The following is an 18,392-nucleotide window of genomic DNA, read 5'->3' as shown; positions in this document are numbered from 1 at the left end:
GTCGATCGACGATCGACAATCCGGAATGGTAGACGACCGGGTCTCACCGCACGGTGGGAACCGCGGAAGGAACACACAGCATGGCGTTGCGCGTCGGAGTGGTCGGCGGAGGGCAGCTCGCCCGCATGATGGTGCCGGCAGCGGTGGAGCTCGGGATCGACATCCGGGTCCTCGCCGAGGGGCCGGACATGTCCGCGGCGATCGCGGCGACGGCCGAGGGCGACTACCACGACGCCGACACCGTGCTCGCCTTCGCACGGGACGTCGACGTCGTCACGTTCGACCACGAGCACGTCCCGCAGGACGTCCTCCGTGCCCTGGTCGCCGCCGGCGTCGCCGTCCGTCCGGGTCCGGACGCGCTCGCCGTCGCCCAGGACAAGATCGTCATGCGCGCCCGGCTCACCGAGCTCGGACTGCCCGTGCCGGACTGGGCCGCGGTCCACGACCCCGACGAGCTCCGCGCCTTCCTCGACGCCCACGGGGGGCGGGCCGTCGTGAAGACCGCCCGTGGCGGCTACGACGGCAAGGGCGTCCGCGTCCTGACCGACCCCGCAGACGTCGAGGACTGGTTCATCGCCCTCGCGGAGAGCGGCAGTGCGCAGGCGCTCCTGGCGGAGGAGTTCGTGCCGTTCACCCGCGAGCTCGCCCAGTCCGTCGCCCGCCGCCCGTCGGGTGAGGTCGTGGCGTGGCCGCTCGTCGAGACCGAGCAGCGCGACGGCGTCTGCGCCGAGGTCATCGCCCCCGCGCCCGACAGTGCTGGCCGCCTCGCCGACCTGGCGGAGTCGATCGCGGTGCGCATCGCCGAGGAGCTCGACGTCACTGGTGTGCTCGCGGTCGAGCTGTTCCAGACCGGTGACGAGCGGATCCTCATCAACGAGCTCGCGATGCGGCCGCACAACACCGGCCACTGGTCGATCGACGGCGCGACGACGAGCCAGTTCGAGCAGCACCTCCGCGCGGTCCTCGACCTGCCGCTCGGAGCGACCGGGACGAACGCCCCCGTCGCCGTGATGGTGAACGTCCTCGGTGGCCCGGCCGACGGCGACCTCGCCGCGCGGTACCCGGGCGCCCTCGCGGCCTTCCCCGAGGCCAAGTACCACTTCTACGGCAAGGCCCCGCGCCCCGGCCGCAAGATCGGGCACGTCACCGTGACCGGCGACGACGTCGACGACGTCGTGTACCGGGCGCGGAGCGCAGCGGCGCACTTCGACGACTGACCCGACAAGCGCGACCGGCCGACGGCGGGGACCGCGCACCGGACGGGAGGCCCGTGGCGGGCCCGCACCGAGCCTCCCGTCCGGTGGGTGGCGACGTCGACGGCGGCTGCCACCCGTCCAGGTGGCACCCGCTCTGGCGGCTGGTCGGCGTGGGCAGGGCGTGGTGCCATGGACGGGTCAGGGGAAGTCCGTCCAGGGGAGCCGTCCATGCCACGCCGTCCGCGCGTCAGCGCCCGCGCCCACTCCGTGGTCTCCGTCGTCGCGACGGTCACCGCGGCCCTCGTCGTCGGAGCCCTCGTCGTGCCCTCCGGGCCCGCCGGCGCCGCGACACCGGCTGCGGTGCGTTCCGCGTCCGCTGCGGCGCTCTACGGGAACGGGCAGTACACGTCGCCCACCAGCGAGGCCGCCAGGGCCGCCGGTGCGCTCGCGTCCTCGGACCCGGCGGGCGCCCGTGCCGCATCGACCATCGCGCGGTACCCGGTCGCGACCTGGCTCGGTGAGTGGACGACGGGTGCCGCGCTCGACCGGACGCTCGACACCGCGACCGCCGGGGCCGCGGCGAACGGGACCACGGCCGTCTTCGTCACCTACGCCATCCCGCAGCGCGACTGCGGCGGGTACTCGGCCGGTGGGTTCGACGAGACGTCCTACGACGCGTGGATCGACCGGATCGTGACGAAGCTCGCGGGCAAGCGGGCTGCGGTCGTCGTCGAGCCGGACTCGCTCGCCATGCTCAGCAACGACCGCTGCACGCCGACCCTCGACCAGCAGCGGTACCGGATCCTGTCCCGCGAGGTCGCCGCGTTCACCGCTGCCGGGGTCCCCGCGTACCTCGATGCCGGCAACTCGAACTGGGTGCCGCCCACGACGATGGCCGCGCGGCTGCGGAGCGCGGGCGTGCAGGACGCCCGCGGGTTCTTCACCAACGTCGCCAACTACTACCCGGTGGCGCAGGAGCAGGTCTACGCCGAGAAGCTCTCCGCGCTGACCGGGGGCTCGCACTACGTCATCGACACCTCGCGGAACGGGCAGGGCTGGCGTGGCACGTGGTGCAACGCCCCCGGCGCCGGACTCGGGACGTCGCCACGGGTGATCGACGACGGCACGGCGCTCGACGCGCTCCTCTGGGTGAAGACCCCTGGCGCCAGCGACGGCACGTGCAACGGCGGTCCGGCGGCGGGGAAGTGGTACTCCGCCTCCGCCCAGGTGCTGGTCGCCAACGCCGTGCTCGGTGCGCCGCAACCCGTCCGGTCGCCGGTGGGGACCCTCGACGCCGCGTCCGGAGCGGCCGCGGCGGTCCGTGTCAGCGGATGGGCGTTCGACCAGGACGAGGCCGACACGGCGCTCACGGTCCGCGTCACGGTCGACGGCCGGGTCGCAGGGTCGGGCCTGGCGGACCGGGCCCGGCAGGACGTCGGCGACACCTACGGGGTCGGGGCCGCCCACGGCTACGACGTCACGGTCCCCGCGGCAGCAGGCACGCGCACGGTCTGTGTCACCGCCGTCAACGTCTCCCGGGGCGCCGACGAGCGACTGGGGTGCGACGACGTCACGGTCCTCGGGCACGACCCGGTCGTCCGGCTGACCCAGGCCGTGGTCGTCCCGGCAGGGATCCGGGTGCAGGGCGTCGCGGTCGACGGGGACGCTCCGGGGACGGCGCTGCCGGTCGCGCTGGTCGTGGACGGCCGGACCGTCCGCACCGCCAGGGCCGACCGGGTCCGCAGCGACCTGGCCGACCTCGGCGTCGGGACGGCGCACGGGTTCGCCGCGGTGGTGCCAGCCGGCGCCGGCAGGCACACGGTCTGCGTCCGGGCGACCAACACCGGGCCGGGACGCGACGTCACGGCGCCGTGCTCGGTCGTCACCGTCGCTGCCAGTGCCCCCTCCGGCGCCCTCGAGACCGTCGTCTCCAGCGCGCACCGCCGGGTGGACGTCGCCGGGCACGCCTTCGACCGCGAGGACATGGGCGCTCCCGTGACGATCGTGGTGACCGTCGCCGGCAAGCAGGTCGGCCGCTTCACCGCGGACCGCGTCCGTGCCGACGTGGACCGGTCGACCGGTGCCGGGGCCGCCCACGGCTTCACCGCGCGGGTGGTCGGTGTGACCGGCAGGCGGAGCGTGTGCATCCGGGCCGTCGGGATCGGTGCCGGTGGCGACCGGTCGCTCGGCTGCCGCACGGTCACCGTGCGCTGACGGCTAGGCTCGTCGGGTGACCGACACCACCGTGCCCGCACCGCTCGTCTCGATCATCATGGGGTCCGACTCGGACTGGCCGACCATGCGGGCCGCGGCCGAGATCCTCGACGAACTCGGCATCCCGTACGAGGCCGACGTCGTCTCGGCGCACCGCACCCCGGACAAGATGGTCCGCTACGGCCGCGGCGCCGCTGCCCGTGGCCTCCGCGTCGTCATCGCCGGCGCCGGGGGTGCCGCTCACCTGCCGGGCATGGTCGCGTCCCTGACCACGCTGCCCGTGATCGGGGTGCCCGTGCAGCTCGCGCGCCTGGACGGCCTGGACTCGCTGCTGTCCATCGTGCAGATGCCCGCCGGCATCCCGGTGGCGACGATGGCGATCAACGGTGCGGCGAACGCCGGCCTGTTCGCCGCGCGGATCATCGGCTCGTCCGAGCCCGCCGTGGCCGAGCGCCTGGCGGAGTACGCCGCCGGCCTCGAGCAGGTCGTCGAGCGGAAGGCCGAGGCGCTGCGCGCGCAGCTCTGACGACGCCGTCGACCGGGGGTCAGGCGGCCGTGGCCGTGCCCGTGACGCCGTCGACCGTGACCGACCGGGTCGCGCCGCCAGCGCTGACGGTGGCGGTCCACACGGGGGCCGACCCGGACCCACCGAGCACGAGGGACGTCAGGGTGCTGCCGGGCACGGCGCCGACGGCGCTGGTCGCGGCAGCGTCGGCCTTGACCTGCAGTGCTCCGGCACGGGCGACGTTCGCGGCCTTCGTGGCGGAGTCGGCGTCCTTCGGGAAGGGGCCGGACGTCACGCGCCCGAGCGTCGCCGACACGACCGACTGCGTCTGGGAGCCGTCGGGGCCGGACACGAGCACGGTCCAGTTGTCACCGGACCCGACGAGGGAGACGACGGTGCCGCCGCCGGCCGCTGCCACGCCCTGCGCGGTCACCGCGGCGAAGTCCACGGAGTCGGGCTGGTCGACGCCGCTGCCGTTGCCCGTGCCGGGACCGGTGCCGTCGTCCGCCGGTCCGGTCTGGTCGTCCGACGGGGTGCTCGCCGAGGGGGACGGCGTGGTCCCGCTCGTCGGGGCGGCCGACGCCACCGGCGTCCGGGACGGGGTGGCAGTGGCGGTCGCCGAGGCGGACCGGGTGGCCGAGGGGGAGCGGGTCGGGGTCCGGTCGTCGCCGCCGGAGCACGCCGCGAGGGTCGTCGTCAGGCCGAGCCCGAGGACGATCGTGGCGGTGAGGACGGGGAGGGAACGACGTCGCTGCATGTCCCGATGATGGCAGCCGTGCGCACGCGGGAACGGCGGCGACACGGAGCGTCCGGCCATCGATGCCGAGCCGTGATCCGGGGCGCTGCGGTGCCGCGGCTCCGCGGTGCCTGCAGGGTGTGTGGTGCCTGCGAGGTGTGCGGCGCCTGCGGTGCGTGGCTACAGGTCCGCGTGCAGCTGCCAGGTCTCCAGCGCGGAGTCGCGCCAGTCGAACATGCGCGCCCGGTCCGGCCCGGCGACGGCGAGCTGCCCGGCCAGGTGGTGGTCGTTGACGACCTGGTAGACCGCCTGCGCGATGCGCGCCGGGTAGGAGTCACGGGGGTCGCGGTCGACCGTGACGCCGGCGTCCGAGGCGACCTCGCGCACGGCGGGGTCGTCGGAGTGGATCACCGGGGTGCCGAAGCTCATGGCCTCCACCACGGGGAGGCCGAAGCCCTCGGCGAGGCTCGGGAACACGAACACCGTCGCCCGGTCGTAGACGACGGCCAGGTCGGCGTCGTCGACGTGGCCGAGGACCTTGACCCGGTCGGCGGCGAGTCCGGCGCGCTCGGCGGTCTCGATGACGTCGACGTCGCCCCAGCCGTCCGGTCCTGCGATGACCAGCGGGACGTCGCGCGGTGCCTCGGGGTGCGCCATGGCCTCGATGAGGTAGCGCAGGCCCTTCCGGGGTTCGAGGGTGCCGACGGCGAGGACGTAGCGGTCGGGCAGGCCGAGGCGTTCGGCGCGGAGGTCGGCGTCGACGGGGACGCGCAGCTTGGCGCTCGGGGCGCCGCCGATCACCCGGAGCCGGTCGTCGAAGCGGTGCACGTCGTTCAGCGCCGCGGCGACCGCGTGGGTCGGCACCACGACGGCGTCGGCGTGGCGCCAGGCCCGCTTCACCATCGCCTTGTGGAAGTGCACGCCGCGGGAGGTGAGGGTCTCCGGGTGCGTCCACGGCACCGTGTCGTGGACCGTGACGACGGTCTGGTGGCCGACGTCCTGGAAGCGGTTGTGCTTCACCAGCGGTGCCAGCACGCTCGGTGCGTGGACCATGCCGCGGGACGCACCGCGTGCCAGACCGGCCTGCCAGGCGAGGGAGAGCTCCCGTCGGGGCAGGGCGAGGCGCTCGAGGTCGCCCAGCCCGGGCAGCAGGGTCCGCAGCCGCTGGAGCTCCGCGGGTGATGCGGCCGACACCACCGCTTCGACGTCGCACCCGGCCGGCGCCGTCTCGATGAGCTTCCGGGCGAGTTCCTCCGCGTAGCGTCCGATGCCGCCCGGGACCGGTGCGATCACCTGGTCCACGATCACGCGGAGAGTGGTCATGCGGTGTGGCTCCTCGGGGTTCTCGGACGGGACGGCTGGCGGCCCGGACGGGACACTATCAGGGCGCGCCGGGACTTCCCGGGAGGCTGTCGGCGGGCGTCGTGGCGGCCGCGCGACGCCGGTGTCGCACCGCGAGGGCGGCGCCGAGACCGGCCAGGACGACGTCGCCGAGGGTCATGAACGCCCGGCTGACCACCGCCAGCGCGAGGGCACCAGTGGGGTTCGTCACCGACCCGAGCAGCAGCAGGAGGACGGCTTCGCGCGGCCCGAGCCCCGCGGGTGCGATGACCACCAGGAAGCCGACGAGCCAGGCCACCGCGTACGCACCGGTCGCGACGGGGAAGAGCACGGACGAGTGCGCACCGAAGGCCTGCAGCACGACGGTGGCCTGGGCGCCGTACGCGATCCACATCACGACGGACCAGACGATCGACATCACGGTGCCGCCCCAGGTCAGCGTGATCGTCTGCGGCGGCCGGCGGAGCAGCCGCATGGCGAGGGCGATGAGGCGACCGAGCACCGGCGGCGTCAGGGCGACGAGACCCAGCACCACGACGATGCCGAGCCACCAGAACGTGGCGAGGCCGTCCGTCGAGCCGAGCAGCAGCGCGAGGATGCCCACGAGTGCGGCGGTCACCATGCTGACGAGCATCGACGCGAGCGAGGCGACCGCGCTGCCGGTCCTGGCCAGACCGTGCGCGCGGCCGAGCTCGGCCTGGGCCGCGATCGACCAGACGCCACCGGGGATGTACTTGCCGAGCTGGCCGACGAAGAAGATGGACGACGCCGCAGCGAGCCGGACGTGGAAGCCGGTGGCTGCCATCATGGCGCGCCAGGAGAGCATGTTCGCGACCAGGGCCACGAGGGTGAGCACGATCCCGAGCGTCACGGTCACGGCGTCGAGCCGAGCGAAGTCGGCGACGATCTCGTCCCACTGCCGCGCGACCCCGACGACGAGCAGCACCACCGCGACGATCGCAGCCGCCCACTTCACGACGTTCAGGACGCGGGCGCGGCGGCTCCTGGGCGCGACGACGGGCACCTCGGCGCCGGTGGTCGGGCCGGCGGCGGGGTCATGAGCAGGACGTCCATCGGCCGATGCTGCGTCGGCGGCGGACCCCGTAGGCTGTCGTGCGTCCATCGACCGACAACTCTAAGCGAGAGCGCTGCATGCATCCCGACCCTGTTGCCCGTCCGACGCTCCTCGTCGCCGCGTCGACGTTCCCGGCCGAGCCGGGCGACGGCACCCCGGGCTTCGTGCTCGACCTCGCCCTGGCCCTGTCGAGCGACCACCGGGTCGTGGTGGTGGCCCCGATGACGAAGGGTGCGGCGAAGCACCAGCGCATCGGCGACGTCGAGGTCCGTCGGTACTCGTACTTCCCGGCCCGCTGGCGTGACCTGGCCGACGGGGCCATCGTGGACAACCTCCGCGCGGCACCGGTCCGCTGGCTGCAGGTCCCCTTCTTCTTCGGGGCGATGGCCGTCGCGCTCCGCCGCGAGGCCAGGCGCTCCCGAGCCGATGCGGCGCTGCTGCACTGGATCATCCCGCAGGGGGCGGTCGGCAAGCTCGTCCTCGGCGACCTGCCCCGCGTGGTGACGACGCTGGGTGGCGACCTCTACGCGCTGCGGCACCCGGTCCTCCAACGCGTCAAGCGGGCGGTCATCGCGAGCGCGGCCTCCGTGACCTGCATGAGCACCGACATGGCACTCGAGCTCCGCAAGCTCGGGGCGCGGGACGACCAGGTCCACATCGTGCCGATGGGCGTCGACCTCGAGCCCATCTCCCGAGCGGTGGCCAGCGAGACCCGCACCCCGGGTCGGCTGCTCTTCGTCGGACGGCTCGTCGAGAAGAAGGGCGCGACCGTGCTCCTCGACGCACTCGACCGTGTCGCACACCGCCCGGCCGAGGTCGTCGTCGTCGGCGACGGGCCCCTCCGGCAGGCGCTCGAGGCCCGTGCCGGCAGCGGGGTCGACTTCGTCGGTGCGCAGGGCAAGGCCGCCCTCGCCGCCCACTACGCCAAGGCCGGGATCGCGGTCTACCCGTCCGTCCCCGCGGCGAACGGTGACCGCGACGGGCTGCCCGTCGCGCTCCTCGAGGCCATGTCGGCCGGCTGCGCGGTCGTCGCGTCCGCCGTGCCCGGGATCGTCGACGTGGTGGAGGACGGCGTGAACGGCCTGCTCGTCGCGCCGGGTGACGCGGACGCCCTCGCAGCGGCAGTGGACCGGCTCCTCGCCGACCCGGCGCTCGCGGAGCGCCTCGGCGCGGGTGCCCGTGCGACGGCCGCGGCCTACACGGTCGAGGCCGTGGGGGACCGCTACCGCACGCTCATCGCCGACGCACTCCAGCGCTGAGCTGACGCGCTCCGGCGCTGAACACGGGCCGCGGGTCGCGTGCCGGTCAGCGGCCGGCGCGGACCGCGTCGACGGTCCGGCGCACGCCGACGTCGAACGGCACGTGCGTCCGGGCGTCCAGCCTCGTCATGACCCGCGACCGGAAGCGGAGGTCCCGGCCGTGGGAGGTCGCGGCGGGGTCGTGGCCCTCGCGCACGTCGAGCGGCTCGTCGAACGCGGCGGACACCGCCTCGACGACCTCGGTGATGGTGCGCCCCTGCTGCGACGCGAAGATCTTCGTCGTGGTCGCTCCCGCTGCACCGTCGGCCACGGCCGTCAGCCCGTCGGCGACCATCGCGGCGGCGTCGTCGATGTAGAGGTAGTCGCGGGTGGTGTCCATCGGCACGTAGATCGACGACGGGCGGCCCTCGATGTGGGCCAGCGCCAGCTGCGACACCAGGCCCTGCGGCTTCCGCAGGTTGGCGCCGGGACCGTAGAGGTTCGAGATCCGCCCGACGAGCAGCGGCGCGCCGGTGGCCTCGGCGAAGTCCCGGAAGCGGGCCTCGGCGGCGAGCCGGCTGCGGCCGTAGGGCGCGAGGGGCAGCGGCTCGGTGTCCTCGTCGAACGGTGCGCCGCTCGCGCCGGCGTACACGCCGCCGGCGGACGACGCGAAGAACAGGGACCCGGGGGCGTCCGCGGTCGGTCCGGTCGTGTCGAGCACCCGCCCGAGGATCGTCGCCTCGGCGGCGAAGGCCTGTTCGCCGGTCGCGACGATGCCGCTGCCGGCGCACCAGACGAGTCGCCACGGCGCGCCGTCGGCCTGGAGGCTCGTCACGGCGTCCCGGAGCAGGGTCGCGGCCGCCTCGGTGTCGCTCCAGGGAACCCGGGGGACGACCACGCGGTCACCCGCGTGCTCGAGCGCAGCCACGACGGCACCACCGAGGAACCCGCCGCCCCCGACGACGAGCGCAGTTGCTGCACTCACGCGGTGAGGACCCCCGCCTCGGCAGCGGCGTGCAGGGCGTCGCGCCAGTCGCGCATCGGGGCGAGGCCCGCGCGGACCCAGGCGTCGTGTCCGAGCACGCTGTAGGCGGGGCGCGGTGCCGGTCGGACGAACGCGGAGCTGTCCGTGGGCAGGACGCGTTCGGGGTCGAGCCCGACCTCGGTGAAGATCGCCTTGGTGAAGTCGAGCCACGAGCCCTGCCCGGCGTTCGTGCCGTGGTAGATGCCCGCGGGCGCGTCGACGTCCAGCATCGCGACGATCTGCCGGGCGAGGTCGCCCGTCCACGTCGGCTGCCCGACCTGGTCGGTGACGACGCTGACGGTCTCGTGCGACCCGGCGAGCCGGATCATCGTCTTGGCGAAGTTGGGGCCGCCTGTCCCGTAGAGCCAGGCCGCGCGCACGATCCAGGAGGAGTCCGGTGCGACACGTCGGACGGCGGCTTCGCCTGCGGCCTTCGTGCGGCCGTAGGCACCGATCGGGTCGGTGGGCTCGTCCTCGGCGTACGGGGAGGTGCCGTTGCCGTCGAAGACGTAGTCCGTCGAGACGTGCACGAGCTTCGCCCCGGCGGCGACCGCGGCCGTCGCGAGGACCTCGGGGCCGCGGGCGTTCACGGCGTGGGCGTCGTCCTCGTGGGACTCGGCGTCGTCGACCTTGGTGTAGGCGGCGGCGTTGATGACGACGTCGTGCCCAGCGACCGCCGCGGCGACCGCGGACGGGTCGGTGATGTCGAGGTCGGCGCGGGAGAGCGCGGTCACGTCACGTCCGGCGAGGGCCTGCTGGAGGTCCTGTCCGAGCATGCCTGCCGCGCCGGTGACGAGGTAGCGGGTCATGGTCTGGTCCGTCGTCCGGGCTCAGGCCAGGGCCGCGCGCTCCTTGAGCGGCTTCCACCAGGCGCGGTTGTCGCGGTACCACTGGACGACGTCGGCGAGCCCCTGCTCGAAGGGGACCTGGGGCTCGTAGCCGAGCTCGGCCTGGATCTTGCTGATGTCCACCGAGTAGCGGAGGTCGTGACCGAGGCGGTCCGCGACGCGGTCGACGTACGACCAGTCCTTGCCGGTGGCCTCGAGCAGCAGCTCGGTGAGCTCCTTGTTCGTCAGCTCCGTGCCGCCGCCGATGTTGTAGATCTCGCCGGCGCGGCCGCGGGTGAGGACCATCGCGATGCCGCGGGTGTGGTCGTCCACGTGCAGCCAGTCGCGGATGTTGTTGCCCTCGCCGTAGAGGGGGACGTGCACGTCGTCGATGAGGTTCGTGACGAAGAGCGGGATGACCTTCTCCGGGAAGTGGTACGGCCCGTAGTTGTTCGAGCAGCGCGTGATCGAGAGGTTCAGTCCGTGCGTGCGGTGGTAGCTGCGGGCGAGCAGGTCGCTGCCGGCCTTCGACGCCGAGTAGGGGGAGTTCGGCTCGAGCGGCCGTTCCTCGTCCCACGAGCCTTCGCTGATGGAGCCGTAGACCTCGTCCGTGGAGACGTGCACGAAGCGCTCGGTGCCGTGACGCAGGGCTGCGTCGAGCAGGCGCTGGGTGCCGACGACGTTGGTCTCGACGAAGATGCCGGAGTCGCGGACGGAGCGGTCGACGTGGGACTCGGCGGCGAAGTGCACGATGGCGTCGATGCCGGGCACGACCTCGTCGAGCGCGGCGGCGTCGCGGATGTCGCCCTGGACGAAGCGGTAGCGCGGGGAGTCCGCGACCGGGGCCAGGTTGGCCAGGTTGCCCGAGTAGGTGAGGGCGTCGTAGACGACGACCTCGGCGCCCTCGAGGCCCGGGTAGGCGTCCTGGAGGGTTCGACGGACGAAGTTCGAGCCGATGAAGCCGGCTCCTCCGGTGACGAGGATCTTCACGCTGGTTTCCTTTTCCTGGCCGTTGGCGGACGGCGAGCAGTCTAGCGGGGGAGTCGGTCGGGGTCGTCGAGCGCGCCGGGGAGCGGGGACGGGGTCCTGGCGACGGCGACCACGGCGAGCGCCGTGGCGGCCAGCGCGAGCAGCGCGAGCACGCCGGTTGCGAGGGCACCGAGGTGGCCGTCGGACCACACCGCGTACCCGGCGCCCGGCACGAGCCGCACGCGGGCCGTCACGAGCCCGGTCGCGGCGAGGGCACCGGCACCGGCGACGACGACGACCGGCAGCAGTCGCCGAGCCCGTCCGCCGAGCGGCAGACGTCGCCAGGCCAGTGCGCTGAGCACGACGACCGCGACGACGGCGGGGAACAGGTAGCGGCCCTGCGTGCCGACGACAGCGGTCGTCGTGAGGTAGCCGCGGACGCTCGTGAGCGTCTGGGCGACGAGCAGGAGCACGGGGAAGACGGCGAGCAGGACGGCGGCGCGTCGTTCCGCCGACCGCCGGAAGGCCCAGACCACGACGACGCCGACCGTGACGAGCGTCAGCGGCACGACCAGCCACGGTGACAGCGCCGCGAAGGCGTTCACGCCGAAGCTGCCCCAGAACGTCCGGATCACGGTGCCCCAGCTCACGTCCACGAAGGTCAGCAGGTCGGGCCCCTGCCCGCGGGGGAAGGACTGCGGCGGGCGGATGGCCGCGTACCCGTCGGGCTGCAGCGTGCCGTACACGAGCAGGTTCCTGACCCACCACCACCCGCCCACGACGCCGGCGAGGAGCAGCGTGCCGAGCGTCTCGACGAGGCGGCGTCCCCACGCGGGTGCTCCGGGGCCGACGAGCAGGGCGAGCGCCACGACGGGGACGGCGGGCAGCCCGGTGCCCTTCGTGATGACGAGCGCGCCGAGCGCGATGCCGAGCAGCACCAGGGTCCGCCGACGACGGTCCCGGGTCATCGTCCGCACGAGCAGCACGGTGACGACGCCGCCGAGCGTCATCGTCAGGGCGTCGTTCGTCACCGACGCGGCGATCGAGGCCAGCTCCGGGACGGCGAGCACCGCGGCTGCCCCGACCACGGCGGCCCGCGGTGACCGGGTCAGCCGACGGACCGCTGCCCAGGCCAGCACGGGGAGCGGGAGCACCACCAGCGCGTCGAACAGGCGCAGGGCCAGCAGGGCGTGGTCCCAGCGCAGGTGCTCGAAGCCCACCAGCCGGAGGACCACGGCCTGCAGCGCGTAGGCGGTCGGCGGGTGCTGGGTCATCTGGTCCACCGCGCCGACGTCGATCCCCGGGTGTGCCGTGCGGAGCTCCTGCACCGTGGCACGCGACGAGGCGCTCATGGTGTCGGTGCCGGCGGCGGCCTGACCGGCGGCGGCCTGTACCGCGTTCAGGAAGCGCTGGTCGCCGGGGCCGACCCAGCGGTCGCCGATCGCGAGGTGCATCGCGGTGTCGAAGTGCGCCTTCTCGTCCGGGGCCTGGAACGGCGGGACCAGCACCGCCCAGAGCCCGAGGACGAAGGCGAACGCGACGACGACCATCCCGAGCGCGAGGCGCTCGGACCGTCCGACGCGCGGTCGGACCACCGGGGCGTCCGGTCCTCTCGTCATCCGCTCAGTCGCCGTAGCGCGCGAGCTTCTGCAGGTCGAGCTGTTCCTCGGCCAGGGTGCGGTTCATCCGCGTCAGGTCGGCCACCACGCCGATCACCATCGACAGCAACGCGCTGATGACCAGCGTGACGCCGAGGATCAGGGACTGCAGGTGGTTCCCGCCGCTGTCGGTCCACAGCAGCACGAGGTACCGCACGAAGGGGATCAGCCCGGCGACGCCGAAGACCGCGCTGACCGAGGCGAACAGCGCCATCGGCCGGTACATCAGGTACACCCGGGCGATCGCCGACCCGGACTGGAACATGTGCTGCCAGATGTTCTTGAACAACCGGGACTCGCGGGTCTTCGCGTTCGTGGTGATCGGGATGCTCGCGATCGCCAGGCGCTTGTAGCCGGCCTGGACGATGGTCTCCATGCAGTAGCTGAAGCGCGTCACGATGTTGAGACGGATCAGCGAGTACTTCGAGTAGGCGCGGAAGCCACTCGCGGCATCGGGCAGGTCGAGCCCCGCGGCACGGCTGGCCACGAAGGACCCGAAGCGCTGCATGAGCTTCTTGAAGCCCGAGAAGTGCTCGATCGTCCGGGTCTGCCGGTCGCCGATGACGATGTCCGCCGTGCCCTCGATGATCGGCTGCACGAGCTCGGTGATGTGCGCCTGCGGGTACTGGTTGTCGCCGTCGGTGTTCACGACGATGTCGGCGCCGTGGAGCAGCGCGTAGTCCACGCCGTCGCGGAACGAGCGCGCCAGGCCCATGTTCGTGGTGTGCCGGACGAAGTGGGTGACCCCGTGGGCCCGTGCGACCTCGACGGTGCGGTCGGTCGAGCCGTCGTCGATGATGAGGATCTCGATCTCGTCGACGCCGGGGATCGACGTCGGGATCGTCTCGAGGACCGACGGGAGCGTCTCCTCTTCGTTGAGGCAGGGGATCTGGACGAACAGTTTCACGAGGCGGTGGGTTCCCTGGTTCGATGCTGTGACGGGGCACACGGACGTCCCAGTCTATGCAGGGTGTTCCTCGTGCCGTGCCACGATGGGCGCATGGCTCCTCTCCGGTCGACCGTCGCCCGTCTGCTCGGCCGGGCCGCACCGCAGCCGCAGCCCCTCGCACCGCAGGCGCCGCCGCTCGTCGGCTTCGTGGTGCACGGTGCCGGCGGCGTGCACCCGGCCTCCGCGCACATCCGTGTCACCGGGCGGATGTCGGCGCTCGCCGCGTCCGGCGCAGCACGTGTCGCGCAGGTCGACCCGGTGCGCTGGGCGGACGGGTCGGACACCGCGCACCTCGACGCGGTCCTGGTGCAGCGTGACGCGTTCCCGCTCGCCGCGCTCGACGCCGCGTTCGCCCGGGCCGCCGCCGAGGGCACCAGGATCGTCGCCGAGGTGGACGACGACTTCTTCACCGCCGAGGCCCGCGAGCGACTGGCCCGCGCCGAGTACGACCCCGACCGCCTGGCCGCCGTCGACCGGCTCGTCCGCGGCGCCGACGCGGTGGTCGTCTCGACCGAGCCCCTCCGTGCCGTCCTCGCCGCCGAGGGCATCGACGCCGTCGTCGTGCCGAACGGCGTCCAGCCCGGGCTGTGGGCGCACGACCCGGTGACCCCGACCACCGACGGTCCCCGACGGGTCCTCTACATGGGGAGCGCGACGCACGGCGGCGACCTCGACCTGCTCCGCGACGTGTTCGACGGGTTCGTGGACGACGACGGCCGACCCGTCCGGCTCGAGGTCGTCGGGGTGACGCACGACGACGACGCCTGGCACGACCGCCTCGCCCTGCCGGAGGGCGCGTCGCACTACCCCGAGTTCGTGGCCTTCCTCCGCGAGCACGCGGACCGCTGGTCGGCCGGCGTCGCACCGCTGACGGACGACCGGTTCAACGACGCCAAGAGCGACCTGAAGTTCCTGGAGTACTCGATGCTCGGGCTGCCCTTCGTCGGGTCCGACCGGCCCTCCTACGCCGGCGTCGACGCACACGGCGGCCTCCTCGCCGACGACGGCACGGACTCCTGGCGCTCTGCGCTGCGCACCGCGTTCCACGACCCCGAGGACCGCGTCCGCCGGGCCCAGGCGTACGTCCGAGCCGAGCGCGTCGTGGCCGAGGGGCGCGACGAGCCGGGCGAACGGGCCTGGCGGTCGGCACTCGGACTGTCCTGACCGACGGCCCGGCACCCCGCACATCAGCGGACCGGTTGCTACGCTGCTCCGGTGCAGATCCGCGAACTCAAGATCCAAGGCGCGTGGGAGTTCACCCCCGTCCAGCACGGCGACGCACGGGGAGCCTTCCTCGAGGCCTACCGTGCCGACGTGCTCGAGGAGACCGTCGGTCACCCGCTCGACCTCCGCCAGGTGAACATGTCGATCTCGGCGCGCGGTGTCGCGCGCGGGATCCACTACGCGCTCGTGGCCCCGAGCCAGGCGAAGTACGTCACCGCCGTGCGCGGCGCGTTCATCGACTACATCATCGACATCCGCGTCGGGTCGCCGACGTTCGGGCAGTGGGACTCGGTGCGCATCGACGACGTCGACCGCCGTGCCGTCTACCTCTCCGAGGGCCTCGGCCACGCGATCGTCGCGCTCGAGGACGCCTCCACGGTGAACTACCTCGTCAGCGCCCACTACGACCCCCAGCGCGAGAAGGGCATCAGCATCCTCGACCCGACCGTCGGTCTGACGCTGCCCGACGGCATCGGCGAGCCCGTGCTGAGCGAGAAGGACACCAGCGCACCGACCCTCGAACAGGCCGCCGAGCTCGGGCTGCTCCCGACGTACGACGAGTGCGTCGCCTACACCGAGTCCCTCCGGACCACGAAGAAGTAGAGGACCATCCCCATGAAGGGCATCATCCTGGCCGGCGGTTCCGGCACCCGCCTCTGGCCGATCACCAAGGGCATCTCGAAGCAGCTCATGCCCATCTACGACAAGCCGATGGTGTACTACCCGCTGTCGACGCTGATGATGGCCGGTATCCGCGAGGTCCTCGTCATCACGACGCCGGAGTACAACGACCAGTTCCGGGCGCTCCTCGGCGACGGCTCGGCCCTCGGCATGACGATCGAGTACGCCGTGCAGCCGAGCCCCGACGGCCTGGCCCAGGCGTTCGTGATCGGTGAGGACTTCATCGGCGACGACAGCGTGGCGCTCGTCCTCGGCGACAACATCTTCCACGGCACGGGCCTCGGCACCAGCCTGCAGAAGAACACCACCGTGCAGGGCGCGACGATCTTCGCCTACCACGTGGCCGACCCCAAGGCGTACGGCGTCGTGGAGTTCGACGACGACTTCACCGCGGTCTCCATCGAGGAGAAGCCGACCCACCCGAAGTCGAACTACGCGGTGCCCGGGCTGTACTTCTACGACAACGACGTCGTGGAGATCGCCAAGACCATCGAGCCGAGTGCGCGCGGTGAGCTCGAGATCTCGACCGTCAACGAGCGCTACCTCGAGGCCGGCACCCTCGGCGTCGAGGTCCTCGACCGCGGCACCGCCTGGCTCGACACCGGTACGTTCGAGTCGATGATGCAGGCGTCCGAGTACGTCAAGGTGATCGAGGACCGCCAGGGCCACAAGATCGGTTGCATCGAGGAGATCGCCTGGCGCAACGGCTGGATCGACGACGCCGCGCTCGCCGACCTCGCCGCCCCGCTCGCCAAGAGCGGCTACGGGGTCTACCTGCAGCACCTGCTCCGCGGCTGACCGTGGCGTTCCGTCGCCTGCTCGGCCGGCCCGGTGTCCCCGCGACCACGACCGGGCCGGACGGGCCAGCCGGGGGCGAGCCGAGCCTCCCGGTCGACACGTCCCTGGTGACGGACGCACCGCAGCCGCAGACGGACGGCTTCGACGTCGTCGTCACGGTCGCCGAGTCGGCGTTCCGCGCCGGTGCGCACCTGGGTGCCGTGCGCGCGGCGCGCATCGCCGGGGCACGGACCGTCCTGGTGAGCGCGTACGACGTGCACGCCGGACCGCAGAGCACCTACCCGCCCGTCCTCGCCGGTGACGACCACGACGTCGCCCGCGCCACCGTCGCGGCCACCTGGGGCGGTGCCGTCGCCGCCGCGCGGCCCCTCCTCCGGTCGTCGGTCGTCGTCGTGCAGGACGCCGGCATCGCCCTGCCGGACGGCGCGCTCGCCCGGCTGGTGGCGGCCGTCGGTCCGGTGGGCGGTCCCGACCACGACCGCCGGGAGGCCGTGGTCGCCCTGCCCGTGGTCCGCACCCCGGACGACGTGGTCGCGAGTGCGGGCGCGGTGCTGGTCCGGGGGACCGCGCCGGTCGCGGCGCTCCTGCGGGGACACCCGTCCGAGGACGCCGAGGCCCTCGACGGCGCGCGGGTGTTCGCCGGCGACGAGCCCTGCTTCGCCGTGCGCACCACCGCGCTCGCGGTGCCCGTCGTCACCGTCGACACCAGGACCGCCGTCGCCCGGTTGACCCGTGACTCCGCGGACGCCGTGAGCGGGGACTGCGTCGTGGTGCCCGTCGGACGGGTCTACCGCACGTCCGTCCTCCGGGAGCGCCGCTACGACACCGACGCCGCCGACGCACTGGCCGTCTGGCGGGGGCGGTCCGACGACGCGGTGGACGCGGCGTTGGCCCGCCTGGGCCTGGCGCCCGACGAGACGTCGGCGGACGCGGCCGGGGCGCCGGTCGCGCTCCGGGAACCGGTCGTCCGGGGGACGTGGCTCCGCACGCTCGACCGCGGCGAACGCCTGCGCTGGTCGGTCCGGATCGCCGCGCACCCGGGCCCCCGCGGGGACGACTGGGGCGACACGTTCTTCGCGCGCGACCTCGCCGTCGCGCTCCGCGGGCTCGGGCAGGACGTCGTGGTGGACCACCGCGAGGCCCACGTCCGGCCCTTCTCCGAGCACCTCGACGACGTCGCGTTGACCCTCCGCGGCCTCGACGACACCCCCGTGCACCCCACGGCGACGAACGTGCTCTGGGTGATCTCGCACCCCGACCTCGTGACGGCCGCCGAGCTGGCACGCCACGACCTCTGCTTCGCCGCGGGCCCGGTGTGGGCCGCGCGGGTGACGGCGGGGACCGGGCTCGCCGTCGAGCCGCTCCTGCAGGCCACGGACCCGGCGCGCTTCCATCCGGGGTCCGCCGACCCGGCCTTCCCGGACCTCGACACGGCGTTCGTCGGCAAGACCCGGCGGGTGTTCCGTCCCGTCGTGCGGGACGCCGTCGAGGCCGGGGTCGACCTCGCCGTCTGGGGCGAGGGCTGGGAGTCGCTGCTGCCGGACGGCGTGCACCGCGGCGTGTTCGTGCCGAACGAGCAGCTGCCAGCGCTCTACCGGAGCGCCCGGGTCGTCCTCAACGACCACTGGGACGACATGGCGCGGGACGGCTTCGTGTCGAACCGCCTGTTCGACGCCGCGGCCTCCGGAGCGCTCGTCGTCACGGATCCCGTGCCGGGCACCGAGGCGCTGTTCCACGGCGCGGTGCGGCCCTACACCGACGTGGCGGACCTGCGGGAGCTGGTCCAGCTGGGGGAGTCGGCGTCGGACGCTGACCGTGCGGCGCGCGGAGCCAGGATCGGTGCGGAGCACTCCTTCGCGCGGCGGGCCGAGACGCTGCTCGACGCAGTGCGACGGGAGCGCGGCGGGCGGCAGGAGCGCGGACGGCGCTGACGGCAGCGGGGCGGCCGGCCGCCGGG

General features: G+C 73.5%; 16 protein-coding genes. 8 read left to right on the top strand and 8 right to left on the bottom strand.

The features are described from left to right. The first annotated feature begins 80 nt into the window (after positions 1 to 80). The 3 genes from ITJ68_RS13985 (at position 81) to purE (ending at position 3,936) form a co-directional block, all read left to right on the top strand. On the top strand, positions 81 to 1,217 hold the full coding sequence (locus tag ITJ68_RS13985; RefSeq protein WP_194662022.1) for a 5-(carboxyamino)imidazole ribonucleotide synthase: 1,137 nt from the start codon (positions 81 to 83) through the stop codon (positions 1,215 to 1,217). Between the two features lie 207 nt (positions 1,218 to 1,424). Further along, positions 1,425 to 3,410, top strand: coding sequence for a glycoside hydrolase family 6 protein (locus ITJ68_RS13980; RefSeq protein ID WP_194662021.1), 1,986 nt, complete (start codon positions 1,425 to 1,427; stop codon positions 3,408 to 3,410). Between the two features lie 16 nt (positions 3,411 to 3,426). Further along, complete coding sequence (purE, locus tag ITJ68_RS13975) at positions 3,427 to 3,936, top strand: 5-(carboxyamino)imidazole ribonucleotide mutase (protein ID WP_268097641.1); 510 nt, start codon at positions 3,427 to 3,429, stop codon at positions 3,934 to 3,936. Positions 3,937 to 3,955: 19 nt separating this feature from the next. Here purE and ITJ68_RS13970 read toward each other — a convergent pair whose 3' ends face one another. The 3 genes from ITJ68_RS13970 to ITJ68_RS13960 form a co-directional block, all read right to left on the bottom strand. Next, positions 3,956 to 4,672: a hypothetical protein gene (locus ITJ68_RS13970; protein WP_194662020.1), complete on the bottom strand. Its 717-nt coding sequence runs from the start codon at positions 4,670 to 4,672 to the stop codon at positions 3,956 to 3,958. A gap of 159 nt (positions 4,673 to 4,831) precedes the next feature. Continuing rightward, the gene (locus ITJ68_RS13965) at positions 4,832 to 5,974 is read right to left on the bottom strand and encodes a glycosyltransferase family 4 protein (RefSeq protein ID WP_194662019.1); all 1,143 of its coding nucleotides are present in this window, start codon (positions 5,972 to 5,974) and stop codon (positions 4,832 to 4,834) included. 58 nt (positions 5,975 to 6,032) lie between these two features. Continuing rightward, positions 6,033 to 7,115, bottom strand: coding sequence for a lysylphosphatidylglycerol synthase transmembrane domain-containing protein (locus tag ITJ68_RS13960; RefSeq protein ID WP_194662018.1), 1,083 nt, complete (start codon positions 7,113 to 7,115; stop codon positions 6,033 to 6,035). A 29-nt stretch (positions 7,116 to 7,144) separates the two neighbouring features. On the opposite strand from ITJ68_RS13960, the gene ITJ68_RS13955 reads away from it, so the two are divergent. Continuing rightward, positions 7,145 to 8,326 carry a glycosyltransferase gene (locus ITJ68_RS13955; protein WP_194662016.1) on the top strand — a complete coding sequence of 394 codons (1,182 nt, stop codon included), beginning with the start codon at positions 7,145 to 7,147 and terminating at the stop codon, positions 8,324 to 8,326. A gap of 46 nt (positions 8,327 to 8,372) precedes the next feature. Here the strand turns inward: ITJ68_RS13955 and ITJ68_RS13950 are convergent, their stop codons facing one another. From ITJ68_RS13950 to ITJ68_RS13930, 5 genes are read right to left on the bottom strand one after another with little or no spacing between them, the layout of a single operon-like run. Next, complete coding sequence (locus ITJ68_RS13950) at positions 8,373 to 9,290, bottom strand: NAD-dependent epimerase/dehydratase family protein (RefSeq protein WP_194662014.1); 918 nt, start codon at positions 9,288 to 9,290, stop codon at positions 8,373 to 8,375. After that, positions 9,287 to 10,138, bottom strand: coding sequence for a dTDP-4-dehydrorhamnose reductase (gene rfbD, locus ITJ68_RS13945; RefSeq protein ID WP_194662012.1), 852 nt, complete (start codon positions 10,136 to 10,138; stop codon positions 9,287 to 9,289). The genes ITJ68_RS13950 and rfbD overlap by 4 nt, the downstream gene beginning before the upstream one ends. Positions 10,139 to 10,159: 21 nt before the next feature. Next, a complete protein-coding gene (gene rfbB, locus ITJ68_RS13940; RefSeq protein ID WP_194662010.1) occupies positions 10,160 to 11,146 on the bottom strand; it encodes a dTDP-glucose 4,6-dehydratase in 987 nt (328 codons plus the stop codon). A 41-nt stretch (positions 11,147 to 11,187) separates the two neighbouring features. Beyond that, entirely contained in the window at positions 11,188 to 12,744 is a 1,557-nt protein-coding gene (locus tag ITJ68_RS13935) for a DUF2142 domain-containing protein (protein ID WP_194662008.1), read from the bottom strand. A gap of 4 nt (positions 12,745 to 12,748) precedes the next feature. Continuing rightward, positions 12,749 to 13,690: a glycosyltransferase family 2 protein gene (locus ITJ68_RS13930; protein WP_194662006.1), complete on the bottom strand. Its 942-nt coding sequence runs from the start codon at positions 13,688 to 13,690 to the stop codon at positions 12,749 to 12,751. 93 nt (positions 13,691 to 13,783) lie between these two features. On the opposite strand from ITJ68_RS13930, the gene ITJ68_RS13925 reads away from it, so the two are divergent. From ITJ68_RS13925 to ITJ68_RS19620, 4 genes are read left to right on the top strand one after another with little or no spacing between them, the layout of a single operon-like run. Next, a complete protein-coding gene (locus ITJ68_RS13925) occupies positions 13,784 to 14,896 on the top strand; it encodes a hypothetical protein (protein WP_194662004.1) in 1,113 nt (370 codons plus the stop codon). 51 nt (positions 14,897 to 14,947) lie between these two features. Beyond that, positions 14,948 to 15,559 (top strand): dTDP-4-dehydrorhamnose 3,5-epimerase family protein, encoded by a 612-nt coding sequence (locus ITJ68_RS13920; RefSeq protein WP_194662002.1) that lies wholly within the window; start codon positions 14,948 to 14,950, stop codon positions 15,557 to 15,559. 12 nt (positions 15,560 to 15,571) lie between these two features. Then, the gene (rfbA, locus tag ITJ68_RS13915) at positions 15,572 to 16,435 is read left to right on the top strand and encodes a glucose-1-phosphate thymidylyltransferase RfbA (RefSeq protein ID WP_194662000.1); all 864 of its coding nucleotides are present in this window, start codon (positions 15,572 to 15,574) and stop codon (positions 16,433 to 16,435) included. Between the two features lie 2 nt (positions 16,436 to 16,437). Next, complete coding sequence (locus tag ITJ68_RS19620) at positions 16,438 to 18,366, top strand: glycosyltransferase family protein (protein ID WP_194661997.1); 1,929 nt, start codon at positions 16,438 to 16,440, stop codon at positions 18,364 to 18,366. Positions 18,367 to 18,392: the final 26 nt, after the last annotated feature.

This window comes from Curtobacterium sp. VKM Ac-1395 (assembly GCF_015350975.1).
Taxonomy (GTDB): Bacteria; Actinomycetota; Actinomycetes; order Actinomycetales; family Microbacteriaceae; genus Curtobacterium.
Note: the sequence above shows the minus strand (reverse complement) of the source record. Positions and strands in the feature narration are given on the sequence as shown.

What these genes read in the sequence shown, in the direction of transcription:
- ITJ68_RS13985 (WP_194662022.1), top strand. Translation starts at nt 81, where the DNA reads ATGGCGTTGCGCGTCGGAGTGGTCGGCGGAGGGCAGCTCGCCCGCATG.
- ITJ68_RS13980 (WP_194662021.1), top strand. Translation starts at nt 1,425, where the DNA reads ATGCCACGCCGTCCGCGCGTCAGCGCCCGCGCCCACTCCGTGGTCTCC.
- ITJ68_RS13970 (WP_194662020.1), bottom strand. Translation starts at nt 4,672, where the DNA reads ATGCAGCGACGTCGTTCCCTCCCCGTCCTCACCGCCACGATCGTCCTC.
- ITJ68_RS13965 (WP_194662019.1), bottom strand. Translation starts at nt 5,974, where the DNA reads ATGACCACTCTCCGCGTGATCGTGGACCAGGTGATCGCACCGGTCCCG.
- ITJ68_RS13960 (WP_194662018.1), bottom strand. Translation starts at nt 7,115, where the DNA reads ATGGACGCACGACAGCCTACGGGGTCCGCCGCCGACGCAGCATCGGCC.
- ITJ68_RS13955 (WP_194662016.1), top strand. Translation starts at nt 7,145, where the DNA reads ATGCATCCCGACCCTGTTGCCCGTCCGACGCTCCTCGTCGCCGCGTCG.
- rfbD (WP_194662012.1), bottom strand. Translation starts at nt 10,138, where the DNA reads ATGACCCGCTACCTCGTCACCGGCGCGGCAGGCATGCTCGGACAGGAC.
- ITJ68_RS13935 (WP_194662008.1), bottom strand. Translation starts at nt 12,744, where the DNA reads ATGACGAGAGGACCGGACGCCCCGGTGGTCCGACCGCGCGTCGGACGG.
- ITJ68_RS13925 (WP_194662004.1), top strand. Translation starts at nt 13,784, where the DNA reads ATGGCTCCTCTCCGGTCGACCGTCGCCCGTCTGCTCGGCCGGGCCGCA.
- rfbA (WP_194662000.1), top strand. Translation starts at nt 15,572, where the DNA reads ATGAAGGGCATCATCCTGGCCGGCGGTTCCGGCACCCGCCTCTGGCCG.